This window comes from Acinetobacter haemolyticus CIP 64.3 = MTCC 9819 (genome assembly GCF_000369065.1).
Classification (GTDB): Bacteria; Pseudomonadota; Gammaproteobacteria; order Pseudomonadales; family Moraxellaceae; genus Acinetobacter; species Acinetobacter haemolyticus.
In genome coordinates, this window is sequence record NZ_KB849812.1 from 524,845 (window position 1) to 540,870 (window position 16,026).

The window sequence follows — 16,026 nt, forward strand, 5'->3', positions numbered from 1 at the left end:
TTACAAAACTCGTACTGCACCTTTGGCTGCACTAGTTGAATGCAACGCGTAAATCTTCAATGACTTAGAAACTTTACGTTTACGTTCTTCGGCAGGATGCCAACCTTTTGCCTCTTGAACGGTACGACGATGCGCCATGGTGGCATCATCAACATCGAGGTGAATGGTACGGTTTGGAATATCGATTTGAATAGTATCGCCATCTTCAACCAAACCAATTGCACCGCCTTCAGCCGCTTCTGGTGATACGTGACCAATTGACAAACCTGAAGAACCACCTGAGAAACGGCCATCGGTAATCAAGGCACAATCCTTACCTAAGCCTTTCGACTTCAAGTAACTGGTCGGATACAACATTTCTTGCATACCCGGTCCACCACGTGGGCCTTCGTAGCGAATCACAACAATATCACCTGCCACAATTTTATGATCCAAAATCGCTTCCACAGCGGAATCTTGGCTTTCAAAAACACGTGCTGTGCCTGTGAATTTGAGGATTGATTCATCCACACCTGCAGTTTTTACGATACACCCATCTAACGCAATGTTGCCGTAAAGCACTGCCAAGCCACCATCTTTAGAGAAGGCGTGTTCTGCATTACGAATCACACCTTTTTCACGGTCACCATCAAGTGTTGAATAATAACGGTTTTGCGAGAATGCTACTTGCGTTGGAATGCCACCCGGTGAAGAGCGGTAGAACTCATATACATCCGCATCTTCAGTGCGAATAATATCCCATTTGTCTAAAGCATCTTTGAGGGTTTTTTCATGTACAGTTGGGCATGAGGTATTCAATAAATTGGCACGATCAAGCTCACCTAAGATCGCCATGATGCCACCTGCACGGTGCACATCTTCCATATGCACATCAGATTTTGCAGGGGCAACTTTAGACAACACTGGTACTTGGCGAGACAAGCGATCAATATCATCCATGGTGAAATCAACTTCAGCTTCATGTGCAGCTGCAAGTAAATGTAATACCGTATTAGTTGAACCACCCATTGCAATATCAAGCGTCATTGCATTTTCAAACGCAGCTTTAGTTGCAATTGAACGTGGCAAAATGCTGTCATCATTTTGTTCATAATAACGTTTCGCAAGTTCAACCACTAAGCGACCCGCTCTTAAGAACAACTTTTCACGATTGGCGTGGGTTGCCACGATTGAACCATTGCCTGGAAGCGATAAACCAAGTGCTTCCGTTAAACAGTTCATTGAGTTGGCGGTAAACATACCTGAACATGAACCACAAGTAGGACATGCAGAGCGTTCGAACGCTGCGACTTCTTCATCGGTATAGCTTTCGTCTGCCGCAACTACCATCGCATCGACAAGGTCAATCGCCTTCTCATCGCCACGGAATTTAACTTTACCCGCTTCCATTGGGCCGCCTGATACGAACACCACTGGAATGTTCAAACGCATCGCTGCCATCAACATGCCCGGTGTGATCTTGTCACAGTTCGAGATACATACCATTGCATCAGCACAGTGTGCATTGACCATGTATTCCACTGAGTCCGCGATCAAATCACGCGAAGGCAATGAATACAACATGCCGTCATGACCCATCGCAATGCCATCATCAACAGCAATGGTATTAAATTCTTTAGCAACTCCACCCGATGCTTCAATTTCTCGCGCAACCAGTTGCCCTAGATCTTTAAGATGCACGTGGCCTGGAACAAATTGGGTAAATGAGTTGACCACCGCAATAATTGGTTTGCCAAAATCTTCATCTTTCATACCTGTCGCACGCCATAAACCGCGCGCGCCAGCCATATTTCTTCCATGTGTTGATGTTTTCGAACGATAATCAGGCATTTTGTATTCCCAACAAGTTTGTGCTCGAGATGAATGGGACATTCTCTCTGGCGAAATGATACTGAGCTAAACCCATCATACTACAAGTTATCGCTTAACTGATGACCACAGAACCTATCTTTTTTTGCTCAAAAGCTATTCCTTCCGTTCAATTAGGGGCTATGGGCTTTTTGGCTTATAATTTGCGGTAAATTTTCTTTGGATTATCTTCGTGAAAATCATTTTTGCTGGTACGCCCGAATTTGCGGCAACCGCATTGGCGGCATTATTAAAAACATCACACCAGATTATAGCGGTTTACACTCAACCTGATCGTAAATCAGGACGTGGGCAAAAACTAACACCCTCTCCTGTAAAGCAACTCGCACTTGAACATGGTTTACCTGTTTTTCAACCACTGCATTTTAAAGCGTCGACTGAAGAAGGTTTAGCTGCTCAACAAGATTTGGCAGCTTTAGGCGCGGATGTCATGGTGGTCGCTGCTTACGGCCTAATCTTGCCACAATCCGTATTAGATACACCCAAATACGGTTGCTTAAATATTCACGGCTCTCTGTTACCTCGTTGGCGTGGTGCTGCACCGATTCAACGTGCCATTGCCACTGGTGACGATGAAACAGGGATTACCATCATGCAAATGGCAGCCGGCTTGGACACAGGCGATATGATGTATAAAACCTATTGCCCAATCACTGCAACAGATACCTCTGCAACATTGCATGACAAACTGGCAACGCAAGGTGCTGAAGCCATTTGTACCGTACTTGAATCAGAACAAAGCCTACAGGACTTCATTGCCAAACGTGAAGTGCAAGATGAAACACACACTGTTTACGCACACAAATTAGTCAAAACAGAAGCACGCATCGACTGGACACAAACGGCAATCCAAATCGATCGCAATATTCGTGCCTTCAATCCTTGGCCTGTGGCTTTTATCCAGCTTGATGAAAATAATGCGCTACGTGTTTGGGGATCTATGCGCTCTCAACATAGCAAAGCAGATGCGCAAATCGGTGAAATCTTAGCGATTGATAAACAAGGTGTACATGTCGCTTGTGGTGATAACAGTACCGTGTGCTTAACCAGTTTACAGTGGTCAGGGGGTAAGGCGCTTAATCCTGTACAAATTGCCCAAACACAAAAATTGAACATTGGACAAATTCTCCCATGAACCCATCAAATCAATCATCTGCAAAAAATTTGAATCTGCGTGCGCAGGTGATCAAAACACTTTTGGCTGTTCAAAATGGGCAATCTTTGTCTTCCGTTTTGAATCAACATATCAATATGGTTTCTGAACGTGACCGTGGTTTATATCACGAGCTTACTTTAGGTTGTTTACGCCAATGGTATTCTTTAAAAGCCATTACCTTACCATTGCTCACCAAACCGTTAGACAATGAAGCCCTAGAAAGTTGTTTATATCTTGGTTTATATCAAATTTTATGTACACGTATTCCTGTACATGCTGCAATTTCAGAAACGGTAAATGCTGCTAAGCAACTCGGTTTCGAGCCAATGAGTGGTTTGGTCAATGCGATTCTGCGTCGTGTTTCACGTGAAACAGATGAATTTGAAACAGCTTTGAATAATACCCATGGTTTACCAAGTTGGTTATTCAAACGACTCAAAAAAGATTGGCCTGAGCAAGTAGAGCCACTCTGCCAAGCCTTAAAACAAGTCGCGCCACTGACTCTGCGCGTCAATGAACGCCAAGTCAGTCGTGACGAATATCTAGATATTTTGGATGAAGAGCAAATCGATGCTCGTGAATGCGAATTTTCTGATGTCGGTATTGTTCTTAGGCAAACTGGCAATATAACGCTTTTACCAGGTTTCGAAGCAGGCGGATTTTCAGTTCAGGATGAACATGCGCAGTTGTGTGCCACTCTGTTACCCGATTTAGATGGCAAAGTTGTGGTCGATGCATGTGCTGCGCCAGGGGGTAAAACCGCACATATTCTAGAACGGTTTAATCCTAAAAAGCTGATTGCGATCGACCAAGACCCTAAACGTATTGTTCGTATTGGTGAGAACCTAGAGCGCTTGGCTTTAAATCTAGATAATGTTGAGATTTTAGTTGCTGATGCCACCACGTGGCAGGCGCAAGAACCTGTCGATTGCATCGTGCTGGATGCGCCGTGTTCTGCAACAGGTGTCATTCGTCGCCATCCAGATATTCGCCTACTCAGACAATCTACAGACATTGCTCAAACGGTTGCGCTACAGCAACAAATTTTGCAACAGATGTGGCAACAGCTTAAAGTCGGTGGCACATTGCTCTACATCACCTGCTCAATTTTAAAAACAGAGAATGAACATCAAATGGTCAAATTCTTTGCTGAACATCCAAATGCCAAAGAGATCAAAATCACTGCGGATTGGGGCATTGAGCAGATGCATGGTCGTCAGCTTTTACCTTCTGATCAATCAGGTGATGGTTTTTATTATTGTCGTATCCAGAAGATTGCCTAACACAAACAAGAAAGCCATACATCGATGTATGGCTTTCTGAATTCTGATCTACGTATTTTTATACGCTATCGTCCTTTTGTTCGGGATGACGCATCAAATGTATAATTGAAAGTGCCAATCCGCCCCACAACAAGGTGATTGCAACGATCATCATGATTAAAGCTGAACTATTCATCCTAATCTCCTAACGATTCTTTAAGCTGCTCATAAACAACGCACCGATTGCGCAGAATAAGATACAACCCCAACCAAACCAAAGCTGTAAGCTCATTGCATAATCACCATAACCTTTTTGCAATAAAGCACTTAATGCAAGACCCAGTGTTGAAATCAAAACAACAGGAGTCACGATGGTTAACGTCAGTTCCCAAACTGGGCCCAGTTGCACCGTTGAAACACGATTAACATGCTGCTCCAATTGTTTCATCAATGAGCGCTTGAACCATGACACCATGATGATTGACACTAATGCACCTGAAACAATACCCAAGTTATTGATAAAGTGATCAATAATATCGACGAGCTTAATCGCATTGGCACTTGAGAATAAGAAGATCGAAACAGCACCTGTACCACCACCAATGATCGTAACGGCTTTTGCACGACTCCAACTCAACTTGTCCTGCATCGCAGAAATCGGCACCTGTAAGATACTCACCATCGAGGATACGCCCGCTACAAACAGCGAGGCAAAGAACAAGATACCAAACAACTCAGCCCCTGCACCCAAGCTTGAAATAATCTTTGGAAATGCAATAAATGCTAAGCCAATCCCACCACTCACAACATCCTGAACGCTAGTCCCTGCTGCGTGTGCCATAAAGCCTAAAGCCGCGAAGACACCAATACCCGCTAAGATTTCAAACGATGAGTTGGCAAAACCAATCACGAGGCCTGAGCCGGTTAAATTGGTTTTTGGCTTCAGATAAGAGGCATAGGTCACCATGATCCCAAATCCAATCGACAAGGAAAAGAAGATATGACCATAAGCAGCCAACCAAACTTTATAGTTCTTCATCGCTTCCCAGTTTGGGGTGAAAAAGGCATTCAAACCATCTACCGCACCAGGCAAACGTAAAGCCTGAATGACTAAAATACCAAACAGTACCAATAAGATCGGCATGAAAATACGGTTTGCAAGTTCAACCCCTTTTCGCACACCGCCATACAAGATGAATAGTACTAAAGCCCACACCCCGATCAACGGCCAAAACAAATGACTGATAAAGGTCATATCAAAGCCAGAGGATTGTGAAGTGGCTAAAAAGTTACTAAAGAAAAAGCTTTCTGGGTCTGTGCCCCAACTTTGACCAAAAGAGAAATAAATATAACTGCCTGCCCACGTCAATACACTGGCGTAATACAAGGCAATCACGATACACACACAAGCTTGCCACCACCCTAAAGGTTCTGCTGGCTTGCTGAGCTGTTGATACGCTTTTGGTGGTGCACCGTTGCTACGATGTCCCACGGCATAGTCTAAAAATAACAACGGTAAACCCGCTGTTAATAATGCAACCAAATAAGGGATTAAGAACGCACCACCGCCGTTCTCATATGCAACATAAGGGAAGCGCCAAATGTTTCCTAATCCGATCGCCGAACCGATTGCGGCAATAATAAAACCTGATCGTGCCGACCAGTGCTCACGAGTATCTGTCATAAAATAACCTAATCCTAAGGCAACTTTTGATGCTGCTGTTATCTGTTTGTTGTACTGCTAGCAAAAAAAGTACCAATGCAAATCCTATTATTGTTTGAACTAGAAAAAACCTTTTGAGTTTTATTTTCTTATATCCAAACCAGCAAAAATTAGAAAATCTTTCCTTAAAAAATTTCGCTAATTTTTGCCCGTTGATGATTGAACAATACCCTTTTTTATTTATTTTTACTGTAAATTCTGCAAAAAAAATCTGCCGTTCATCGCTAATTCCAACACAATTGATTATTTTTCAACTCAATCGAGGAGGTGCCGTTTAAATTTATCAATTGCTCCAAAAATTAAGCCTGTTGATCCTGATATACAAGCATTTAGTTTTTGATTCGATAATGCCCTGTGATCTTATACTGAAATAAAATATCGGATTCTTCTGTACCACGACCAATGTTATGCAAAATTAACGGTGTTTTCTGCAGAAAGCTTTTTTTATCCGAAACAATACCGATGTGTACCAACCCTTTTCCTAAATCCCACGTGACAATATCTCCAGCATGATATTGTTGGTCAGTGACTCGATAACCTTTTCGCTGGAAATAGGTCGCAATGTTGGGCACTCGCCGATGATCGATATTTTTATCAGGTGCTTTGAGTCCCCATTTATTTGGATACAGGCTGAAATGCTTACGCATGTCCTCATGGATCCCTTGTTGTAAATCGATGCCTTGCTGGCGAAGTGCCCGTACGACCACATCTGTACATACGCCTTTAATCAACGGAACATCTCCCATCGGGTACGCTAAACGTGTGTAAGCAGGATCATAATATTTGGTCACACCGATTTGCTTTCTGGCATCGGTTACCAGCTGTTGTGAAGAAAATGCCGATACAGACATCGTCCATGCAAAACAAACAGCCAGTAAAATTGGTTTACGCCATCTCATCATGATATCTCTTTAATCACCAATAAGCGTTCTTCCTGCATATCACGAATCGCAGCATGAATTCCCTCACGCCCCAAACCAGAATCTTTCACGCCGCCATACGGCATATTGTCAACGCGGAAGGTTGGAACATCATTGATAATCACCCCACCCACATGCAAATGATCCCATGCATACAGCATATGATTTAGGCTTTGGGTATATACTCCTGCTTGTAACCCGAAACGGCTTTGATTAATAGTCGCAATGCCCTGCTCAAAGTTTTTAAATTTTTCTAAAATTGCGACTGGGCCAAATGCTTCATCTTTATAAATCTCAAGCTTGGCATCAACATTTTCTAGCAATGTAGGTTCCAGTAAAACACCGTGTAGATTTCCGCCGATCAGTATTTTTGCACCTTTCTTTTCTGCCTTATCGATCCACTTTTTGAGACGCGTTGCTTCCGCTGATTTGATCATTGGGCCCACCAATGTAGTGGATAATGTTGGATCATCCGCTTTGATCTTTTTCAGCTTTGCCAAGAGTTTCTTTTTCACTTCAGCATAAATATCAGCATGTATTAAGATACGCTGCACACTAATACAAATCTGCCCCGCATGCCCATATGCAGCACCAATCAAACGGTCAATCAAAGCATCATCGACCACCGTATCCGCATCGATGAGTACCGCAGCATTACCTCCTAACTCTAAAGTTACCTTCTTGCGGCCTGCACGTGCTTTCATATCCCAACCGACTTGATCAGAACCTGTAAAGCTCAGCAATTTAAAACGGTCATCGGTCACGAGAATATCCGCAGCTTGTCGTTCACAAGGCAATATAGACCATGCCCCTTTCGGTAAATCCGTCTCTGCCAGTACTTCGGCAATTTTCAACGCACTAATCGGCGTTAAACTCGCTGGTTTCAGTACGAATGGACAACCCGCAGCAATAGCAGGGGCAATTTTATGTGCAACCAAATTCAGTGGAAAATTAAACGGACTAATGAGAGATACAGCACCAATCGGTACTTGCTTGACCATGCCACGATAGCGTGCTGCTGCAGGCGTAACTGCCAAAGGTAACACACGACCTTCATCGATTTGAGTGACTGCATCTGCCGCCAACTGAAAGGTATTAATCAAACGCTCAACTTCTGCACTCGCAGCATTGCGTGGTTTGCCGCCTTCAGCAATTAAAATTTCGGTCAATTCATCACGTAATTCATTAAATCGTTTCACACAATGCTGTAAGATTTTTTGCTTTTGATACGGTTTTAATGCGGCCATCTCTACTTCAGCTTTGACTGAGGCTACGATTGCTTTTTCTAGCACTTTGTCATCTGCCACAGCAACACGAGCAAAAACGCTCTGCTGATATTTATTCTGAACCTCTAGCCACTGCCCTGTACTCACCGCTTTACCCGCCACGTACAGTGGATAATCCTTCACATTTTCTAGCTCTGTCATTGTTGTTGTCTCTTTGCAAAAAATTAAAAATAGACTACTGCATCTTTGCCTAGTTCACTATATGATGCGCCCAATCACAGATGAATTCACAACAATTCATTACGCTTTTGATATGAATTAGGACAATACGATGAAAGAATTAAAAATATCAATCTTGGCTTTAGGAATAAGCCTATGTGGGCTAGCACAAGCGGATGTGATTGGTGTAAAAGCTGATGCCAGTTATTGGTTTTATGATGGAAAAGCTCAAGTTAAGCCAAATAATATAAGCTCTCTATCCAATCACACAGGTGCAGATAACCTTTTGTTAGATCCATATGCGGGTTATAGAGAATATGATTTAGAACGTAAAGGTTCAGCTCAGATCTCTCTTGCATTTGAACACCCTATCCCTTTACTACCAAATGCTAAAATTCGCTATGTAAATTTAAAATCACAAACTGAAAAAGAAGTCGCGGGCCAACCGATTTATGATCTTGATATCGATCATACCGATTTTATTTTATATTATGAGATCTTAGACAATATCGTCGATGCAGATGTTGGTTTAGGTGCAACCACTCTAAATGGCCATGTCAAAACCTTATCTGCAAGCAATACTGACATTGATAAAACCGTTCCTGTGATCTATGGATCTGCTGGGGTCAAGCTACCATTTACAGGTCTCAGTGCCAAAGGCGAACTGTTATATAGCAACTTCAATGATACCAAGATCACTGATGCGCTAGCCGAGTTACAATATAACTTTATTGATAATCTGCTGGTCGATGTCGGCTTAAAAGCAGGCTATCGAATCTTAGATATTAAATTGGATGACTACAAGAAAAATGATCTTAAATTTGATTTCAAGGGACCTTATATCGGAATCAACATTCACTTCTAACATCTGAATATCACATAAAAAGCCCTGAATCACTCAGGGCTTTTTTTTATTTATAGTTGAATTGGAAATACCAACAGCAACAGTATCACCGTAATACACCCGATAAAGATATTCATCGGTAAGCCCACCTTGATAAAATCACTAAAACGATAATTTCCTGGTCCCAATACCATCAAATTGGTTTGATAACCTAGTGGTGTCGCAAAACTTGCCGAAGCTGCCATCATAATCGCGAATACAAACGGAATCGGATTTAAATTTGCCTGTTCCGTAATCGCTAGTACAATCGGCAAAGTCAGTAAAGCGGCTGCGTTATTGGTGATTACTTCAGTTAATAAGGAGACAAAGAAATACGTCAAAATCAGCAATAAAATCGCTTCACCTGCACTAAAATGCACGATGAATTGTGCCAGCATCTCAGCAACGCCTGTCTTCTCTAAAGCAGTGCCTAAAGCAAATGAAGCGGCAATGGTTAAAATAACCGTCAAATCTAAACTTTTCTCAGCTTGTTTCACCGTCAAACAACGGCAAGCGAGCATCGCACCTGCGGCCAATAATGCTGCGTTTAGCATACTCAACACACCAAAACCTGCCGCAGTTACAGCCGCAAGTAAAATCCCCCAAGACAATAATGCTTTGTCATGTTGCAATGGCTCATGATCTAACTCATTTACCAATAGAAAATCTTTATTGTATTTTTGACGTGTTACAAAGGCTGGACGAGCTTCCAATAGCAGCGTATCTCCCGCCTGTAATTTGATATTACCCAAACCACCTTTTAAACGTTCACCATTACGTGCTACAGCCAATACAACTGCACCATAACGATTACGGAACTTGGAATCACGAATGGCGCTTCCGATCGCATCACAGTGAGGAGATACCACAGCTTCAACCAATCGGCGCCCTGCATGTGTTTCTTCTAAGGCCGACTTTTCATCAATACTATCTGGTGCGACTAAGCCATGGATTTTTAATAATTCAGTAATCGCCTCAGTGTCCCCTGCAAAAACGAGACGATCATTGCCAAATAAAATTTCATCTGAAGAAACTGCTGATAAAACCGTTTGTTGGCGTTCAATTTCAACCAGATAGACCCGTTTTAAACTTCTGAGACCTGCTGCTGCAACCGATTGCCCCACCAATGGCCCATTCGGGCTTACAATCACTTCTAAAGTAAACTCTCGCAGATTGGAAAATACATTTTGCTCTTGATGATTTGGCAATAACTTGGGTGCAAACCAATACATGATAAACATACCAATGATCGCAACAGGTAAGCCAATAATCGTGATATCAAATATCCCAAAACCCGCTTCGCCTGTAAGCGCTTGGTACTGACCATTAACCACCAAATTAGTACTGGTTCCAATTAACGTAATTGTCCCACCTAAAATCGCGGTATAACTTAATGGAATCATTAACTTGGAAGGTGCAATCCCAATTTTCTTCGACCAACTATTTAAAGCGGGAATCATCGTAGCAACAACAGGCGTATTATTTAAAAAAGCACTCAGTGGCGCAATCGGCAAAAAGATTCGCAACAGTGCCATACGTTCTGTTTTAGGTGTGCCCAATAGTTTATTCACAAAAAGGTCGATGCCACCGGAGTTGGAAATTCCTGCAGCCACCACAAACATCGCAGCCACAGTAATCAAACCTGAATTACTAAAACCAGCCAATGCCTCTTGCGCAGTTAATATGCCCAACACGCTTAATATCGTCAAAATTGCCAACATCACGATATGTGGGGCAATTCTTGAAAAAATCAGCGTAAGCAGTCCTGCTAGCGTCAATGCTAACGATAACCAACCTTCCCAACCCATGAGGCAGTCTTTCCACAACTATATAATTTTCCGAATTTTATATAGTTAAAGATGATATACAAATGCGATTTACAGCTAACCTTAGCTAAAATTGTGATAAGAAGATGCATCTATATCGATTTATCTGGTAAAAATCACACAATCCAATCTAAGCATAATGTAAGCCTAAGCCTACATTAATCGGGGAAATTGACGAATATACAACGCCTCTGATTCATCTTAATATATAAATCATACAGAGACAGGAAGTCTCATTGAAAATAACAAGACCCACAGGAAGTGGTTGTTTATAGGAAGTAAACAACAATAAACTGAATATGAAGAAGCCCCATCAGGATGATGGGGCTTCTTTTTATGTTGGGCTTTTTAAATATTGAATAGTCTCTGTTTCCTTTATTTCAAACTTTTAGACGACTACGAAATCCCCGCGTCGCGTAATAAGATTGCGCACCATTATGATAAGTAAATACTCGACCATAGCGGCTATCACAAAATATCGCCCCGCCTAGTTCCCGAATATCATCAGGTGTTTTTACCCAACTCGATGTCTTTAAGTCAAAACTCTCAATCGATTGCAATTGTTTATATTGGTCTTCCGTTAATAATTCAACGCCCATTTCTTCAACGACATCAAGCGCGTTATTTTTAGGTTTATGTTCTTTACGTGCATCTAAGGCAGCTCGATCATAACACAAACTTCTCCGTCCTTTAGGGGACTCAACAGCACAATCATAAAACACAATAGTCGATGTTTCTGAATCAAAACAAACAACATCGGGTTCACCACCTGTCATTTCCATTTGATTCAAGGACCATAATTTATTTGGCTGTTGTTTTAATTGATCTGCTACATCCGCCCAATCTAGCCCTTGATGTCGATGCATATTTTGTTCAAATCGTTGTTTCAAACTCATCATCAACGCATTGATTTGCTCTGCATTTAAATATTGTTTTTTCGTCATTTTAATTCTCTAAATATTTACTCTAATAAATTGGAGTTTAAGCTTAATTATTTACTCCAAAAATACTGACACTGCTGACATTTATAACCACTTGTATAAGAAAACAAAGGAAAACCTATTAATAAAAATAGCAAATAAGCTGGCTTTTTACCCTTAATATAAACCTCTATATCATAGCTTCCACACTGAGGACAACAGTCTTTCTCTCCTTCAAACTCTTGCTCTAGTAACTCACTAAAATCTTGGGTAAGAATCATTTTTGCCTCATCTTCATAAGCATTAGGTACCAGTAAACGCACACCACCTAAAGCATTCGAATAAAGCCAATTCATGTTAATCGTATGTTCATTTTCAATTTGGGCAGGAATGCCAGCAGCTTCTAATTGTGTTTTTGCAATTTGCGCTTCATATGGAAAAGAGAAGCTTTTTACGACGATCCAAGTCATTGCAGAAAGCTCTTAAACTAAATAGGTAGTATATAAAATTCCGTCCAATAAAAAACACCCCTAACCGTTAGGTTAGGGGTGTTTGAATTTAAAAGCTGGCGATGACTTACTCTCACATGGCAAGTGCCACACTACCATCAGCGCGAAGAGGTTTCACTTCTGAGTTCGGGAAGGGATCAGGTGGTTCACTCTTGCTATTGTCGCCAGCAAACTGTTTATGGATACTTGCTTTGGTCTTATCTATGCCAAGGCGTTTTCCAAATGAGTTATTAACGGATTAGTTTAATCGAGTCGTATTGTAACTAGTTTTGACACTAAATCAAGTTATGTATTGAATTTATCTTGAATACAACAACTGTTTGGGTGTTGTATAGTCAAGCCTCACGAGCAATTAGTATTGGTCAGCTTCACACGTCACCGTGCTTCCACACCCAACCTATCAACGTCCTAGTCTCGAACGGCTCTTTAGAGGAATAAATTCCTAGGGAAATCTTATCTTGAGGTAGGCTTCCCGCTTAGATGCTTTCAGCGGTTATCCCTTCCGAACATAGCTACCCGGCGATGCGACTGGCGTCACAACCGGTACACCAGAGGTTCGTCCACTCTGGTCCTCTCGTACTAGGAGCAGATCCTCTCAAATTTCCAGCGCCCACGGTAGATAGGGACCGAACTGTCTCACGACGTTCTAAACCCAGCTCGCGTACCTCTTTAAATGGCGAACAGCCATACCCTTGGGACCTGCTTCAGCCCCAGGATGAGATGAGCCGACATCGAGGTGCCAAACACCGCCGTCGATATGAACTCTTGGGCGGTATCAGCCTGTTATCCCCAGAGTACCTTTTATCCGTTGAGCGATGGCCCTTCCATACAGAACCACCGGATCACTAAGACCTACTTTCGTACCTGCTCGACTTGTGGGTCTCGCAGTTAAGCGCGCTTTTGCCTTTATACTCTACGCGTGATTTCCGACCACGCTGAGCGCACCTTCGTACTCCTCCGTTACTCTTTAGGAGGAGACCGCCCCAGTCAAACTACCCACCAGACATGGTCCTCGTCCCGGATAACGGGACAGAGTTAGAACCTCAACATTACCAGGGTGGTATTTCAAGGACGGCTCCATTGGAACTAGCGTTCCAACTTCAAAGCCTCCCACCTATCCTACACAAGTAAGGTCAAAGTTCAATGTCAAGCTGCAGTAAAGGTTCACGGGGTCTTTCCGTCTAGCCGCGGGTACACTGCATCTTCACAGCGATTTCGATTTCACTGAGCCTCTGCTGGAGACAGCGCCGCCATCATTATGCCATTCGTGCAGGTCGGAACTTACCCGACAAGGAATTTCGCTACCTTAGGACCGTTATAGTTACGGCCGCCGTTTACTGGGGCTTCGATCAAGAGCTTCGCTTACGCTAACCCCATCAATTAACCTTCCAGCACCGGGCAGGCATCACACCCTATACGTCCACTTTCGTGTTTGCAGAGTGCTATGTTTTTAATAAACAGTTGCAGCGGCCTGGTTTCTGTGGCTGCCAATAGCTCAGGGAGCAAGTCCCATCACCGTCAGCAGCGTACCTTCTCCCGAAGTTACGGTACCATTTTGCCTAGTTCCTTCAGCAGAGTTCTCTCAAGCGCTTTGGTCTACTCGACCTGACCACCTGTGTCGGTTTCGGGTACGATTCCTGTGTAACTGAAGCTTAGAGACTTTTCCTGGAAGCATGGTATCAGCCACTTCACTGTACAAGTACAGCTTGCTATCGACTCTCAGCATAGAGCACCCCGGATTTGCCTAAGATGCATGCCTACTGTCTTCCACCTGGACAACCAACGCCAGGCTGACTTAACCTTCTCCGTCCTCTCATCGCATTACACAGAAGTATTGGAATATTAACCAATTTCCCATCGACTACGCCTCTCGGCCTCGCCTTAGGGGTCGACTCACCCAGCCCCGATTAACGTTGGACTGGAACCCTTGGTCTTTCAGCGAACGGGTTTTTCACCCGTTTTGTCGTTACTCACGTCAGCATTCGCACTTCTGATACCTCCAGCATACTTCTCAATACACCTTCATCGGCTTACAGAACGCTCCCCTACCACTTGACTAATGTCAAATCCGCAGCTTCGGCACATAGTTTTAGCCCCGTTACATCTTCCGCGCAGGCCGACTCGACTAGTGAGCTATTACGCTTTCTTTAAAGGGTGGCTGCTTCTAAGCCAACCTCCTAGCTGTCTATGCCTTCCCACATCGTTTCCCACTTAACTATGATTTTGGGGCCTTAGCTGGCGGTCTGGATTGTTTTCCTCTTGACTACGGACGTTAGCACCCGCAGTCTGTCTCCCGGATAGTACTCATTGGTATTCGGAGTTTGCATCGGTTTGGTAAGTCGGGATGACCCCCTAGCCGAAACAGTGCTCTACCCCCAATGGTATTCGTCCGAGGCGCTACCTAAATAGCTTTCGGGGAGAACCAGCTATCACCAGGCTTGATTAGCCTTTCACCCCTATCCACAAGTCATCCCCTGGCTTTTCAACGACAGTGGGTTCGGTCCTCCAGTTAGTGTTACCCAACCTTCAACCTGCTCATGGATAGATCGCCTGGTTTCGGGTCTATACCCAGCAACTATACGCCCTATTAAGACTCGATTTCTCTACGGCTCCCCTATTCGGTTAACCTCGCTACTGAATATAAGTCGCTGACCCATTATACAAAAGGTACGCAGTCACACCACGAAGGTGCTCCCACTGCTTGTATGCATGCGGTTTCAGGATCTATTTCACTCCCCTCACAGGGGTTCTTTTCGCCTTTCCCTCACGGTACTGGTTCACTATCGGTCAGTCAGGAGTATTTAGCCTTGGAGGATGGTCCCCCCATATTCAGACAAGGTTTCACGTGCCTCGCCCTACTCGTCATCATTGTGTGTGCCCTTTCGTGTACGGGAATATCACCCTCTACGTTCGCACTTCCCAGAGCGTTCCACTAGAACACACACAACTTAATGGGCTGATCCCCGTTCGCTCGCCGCTACTAAGGGAATCTCAATTGATTTCTTTTCCTAAGGGTACTGAGATGTTTCACTTCCCCTCGTTCGCTTCAATAACCTATGTATTCAGTTATTGATACCCGCCTTATAGCGGGTGGGTTCCCCCATTCAGATATCTCCGGATCAAAGGATATTTGCCGCCTCCCCGGAGCTTTTCGCAGGCTATCACGTCTTTCATCGCCTCTGACTGCCAAGGCATCCACCACATGCACTTAATTACTTGACTATACAACCCCAAACAGTCGCTAACCCTTACAAGTAAGGTTAGGACAGATTGCTATGTTTGTTTTTCAACTCACATCGCTCTCATCCAGTTTGTTGCCTCGTGCACTTAAGCACCGTACAGCTTCAATCTAAATTCATATACCAAAACGCTTGATTCAGTGTTTTTGCTAGTTCTCAATTTCATTCTTTCGAATGAATTGAGTGAACAATTTATTTCAGACTCAATTCTACTAATCTGTTAATGATTAACTACAGCCTCGTCAGCTTGCAGTAAACTGTGATAAATCACAGA

General features: G+C 43.3%; 11 protein-coding genes and 2 rRNA genes. 3 read left to right on the plus strand and 10 right to left on the minus strand.

Annotation, left to right across the window (positions count from 1 at the left end):
* Positions 1–1,830 (minus strand): dihydroxy-acid dehydratase, encoded by a 1,830-nt coding sequence (ilvD, locus tag F927_RS16630; protein ID WP_005087404.1) that lies wholly within the window; start codon positions 1,828–1,830, stop codon positions 1–3.
* 211 nt (positions 1,831–2,041) lie between these two features.
* On the opposite strand from ilvD, the gene fmt reads away from it, so the two are divergent.
* Positions 2,042–3,004 carry a methionyl-tRNA formyltransferase gene (fmt, locus tag F927_RS16635; RefSeq protein WP_005087405.1) on the plus strand — a complete coding sequence of 321 codons (963 nt, stop codon included), beginning with the start codon at positions 2,042–2,044 and terminating at the stop codon, positions 3,002–3,004.
* Positions 3,001–4,308, plus strand: a complete 1,308-nt coding sequence (gene rsmB, locus F927_RS16640) for a 16S rRNA (cytosine(967)-C(5))-methyltransferase RsmB (RefSeq protein WP_005087407.1) — start codon at positions 3,001–3,003, stop codon at positions 4,306–4,308. The genes fmt and rsmB overlap by 4 nt, the downstream gene beginning before the upstream one ends.
* A 58-nt stretch (positions 4,309–4,366) precedes the next feature.
* On the opposite strand, the gene F927_RS16975 is transcribed toward rsmB, so the two are convergent.
* From F927_RS16975 to F927_RS16655, 4 genes are all read right to left on the minus strand, one after another.
* Positions 4,367–4,483, minus strand: a complete 117-nt coding sequence (locus F927_RS16975; protein ID WP_005087409.1) for a methionine/alanine import family NSS transporter small subunit — start codon at positions 4,481–4,483, stop codon at positions 4,367–4,369.
* A 9-nt stretch (positions 4,484–4,492) separates the two neighbouring features.
* The gene (locus F927_RS16645; RefSeq protein ID WP_005087411.1) at positions 4,493–5,971 is read right to left on the minus strand and encodes a sodium-dependent transporter; all 1,479 of its coding nucleotides are present in this window, start codon (positions 5,969–5,971) and stop codon (positions 4,493–4,495) included.
* Positions 5,972–6,339: 368 nt separating this feature from the next.
* Positions 6,340–6,912 (minus strand): DUF1287 domain-containing protein, encoded by a 573-nt coding sequence (locus tag F927_RS16650; RefSeq protein WP_005087412.1) that lies wholly within the window; start codon positions 6,910–6,912, stop codon positions 6,340–6,342.
* The gene (locus F927_RS16655; protein ID WP_005087414.1) at positions 6,909–8,357 is read right to left on the minus strand and encodes an aldehyde dehydrogenase family protein; all 1,449 of its coding nucleotides are present in this window, start codon (positions 8,355–8,357) and stop codon (positions 6,909–6,911) included. The genes F927_RS16650 and F927_RS16655 overlap by 4 nt, the downstream gene beginning before the upstream one ends.
* Before the next feature lie 130 nt (positions 8,358–8,487).
* Here F927_RS16655 and F927_RS16660 point away from each other — a divergent pair, with 130 nt between their 5' ends.
* A complete protein-coding gene (locus F927_RS16660) occupies positions 8,488–9,240 on the plus strand; it encodes a TIGR04219 family outer membrane beta-barrel protein (protein ID WP_005087416.1) in 753 nt (250 codons plus the stop codon).
* 50 nt (positions 9,241–9,290) lie between these two features.
* Here the strand turns inward: F927_RS16660 and F927_RS16665 are convergent, their stop codons facing one another.
* The 5 genes from F927_RS16665 to F927_RS16685 all read right to left on the minus strand — a co-directional run bounded on the left by F927_RS16665 (position 9,291) and on the right by F927_RS16685 (position 15,735).
* The gene (locus F927_RS16665; RefSeq protein WP_005087418.1) at positions 9,291–11,066 is read right to left on the minus strand and encodes an SLC13 family permease; all 1,776 of its coding nucleotides are present in this window, start codon (positions 11,064–11,066) and stop codon (positions 9,291–9,293) included.
* 398 nt (positions 11,067–11,464) lie between these two features.
* Complete coding sequence (locus F927_RS16670) at positions 11,465–12,028, minus strand: DUF4256 domain-containing protein (RefSeq protein ID WP_005087420.1); 564 nt, start codon at positions 12,026–12,028, stop codon at positions 11,465–11,467.
* A gap of 47 nt (positions 12,029–12,075) precedes the next feature.
* Positions 12,076–12,474, minus strand: coding sequence for a putative signal transducing protein (locus tag F927_RS16675; protein WP_005087421.1), 399 nt, complete (start codon positions 12,472–12,474; stop codon positions 12,076–12,078).
* A gap of 93 nt (positions 12,475–12,567) precedes the next feature.
* Positions 12,568–12,682: ribosomal RNA gene (rrf, locus tag F927_RS16680) — 5S ribosomal RNA — on the minus strand.
* 162 nt (positions 12,683–12,844) lie between these two features.
* Positions 12,845–15,735 (minus strand): 23S ribosomal RNA (locus F927_RS16685).
* Positions 15,736–16,026 lie beyond the last annotated feature (291 nt).

What these genes read in the sequence shown, in the direction of transcription:
- F927_RS16665 (WP_005087418.1), bottom strand. Translation starts at nt 11,066, where the DNA reads ATGGGTTGGGAAGGTTGGTTATCGTTAGCATTGACGCTAGCAGGACTG.
- F927_RS16645 (WP_005087411.1), bottom strand. Translation starts at nt 5,971, where the DNA reads ATGACAGATACTCGTGAGCACTGGTCGGCACGATCAGGTTTTATTATT.
- F927_RS16650 (WP_005087412.1), bottom strand. Translation starts at nt 6,912, where the DNA reads ATGATGAGATGGCGTAAACCAATTTTACTGGCTGTTTGTTTTGCATGG.
- ilvD (WP_005087404.1), bottom strand. Translation starts at nt 1,830, where the DNA reads ATGCCTGATTATCGTTCGAAAACATCAACACATGGAAGAAATATGGCT.
- F927_RS16660 (WP_005087416.1), top strand. Translation starts at nt 8,488, where the DNA reads ATGAAAGAATTAAAAATATCAATCTTGGCTTTAGGAATAAGCCTATGT.
- F927_RS16675 (WP_005087421.1), bottom strand. Translation starts at nt 12,474, where the DNA reads ATGACTTGGATCGTCGTAAAAAGCTTCTCTTTTCCATATGAAGCGCAA.
- rsmB (WP_005087407.1), top strand. Translation starts at nt 3,001, where the DNA reads ATGAACCCATCAAATCAATCATCTGCAAAAAATTTGAATCTGCGTGCG.
- F927_RS16655 (WP_005087414.1), bottom strand. Translation starts at nt 8,357, where the DNA reads ATGACAGAGCTAGAAAATGTGAAGGATTATCCACTGTACGTGGCGGGT.
- F927_RS16670 (WP_005087420.1), bottom strand. Translation starts at nt 12,028, where the DNA reads ATGACGAAAAAACAATATTTAAATGCAGAGCAAATCAATGCGTTGATG.
- F927_RS16975 (WP_005087409.1), bottom strand. Translation starts at nt 4,483, where the DNA reads ATGAATAGTTCAGCTTTAATCATGATGATCGTTGCAATCACCTTGTTG.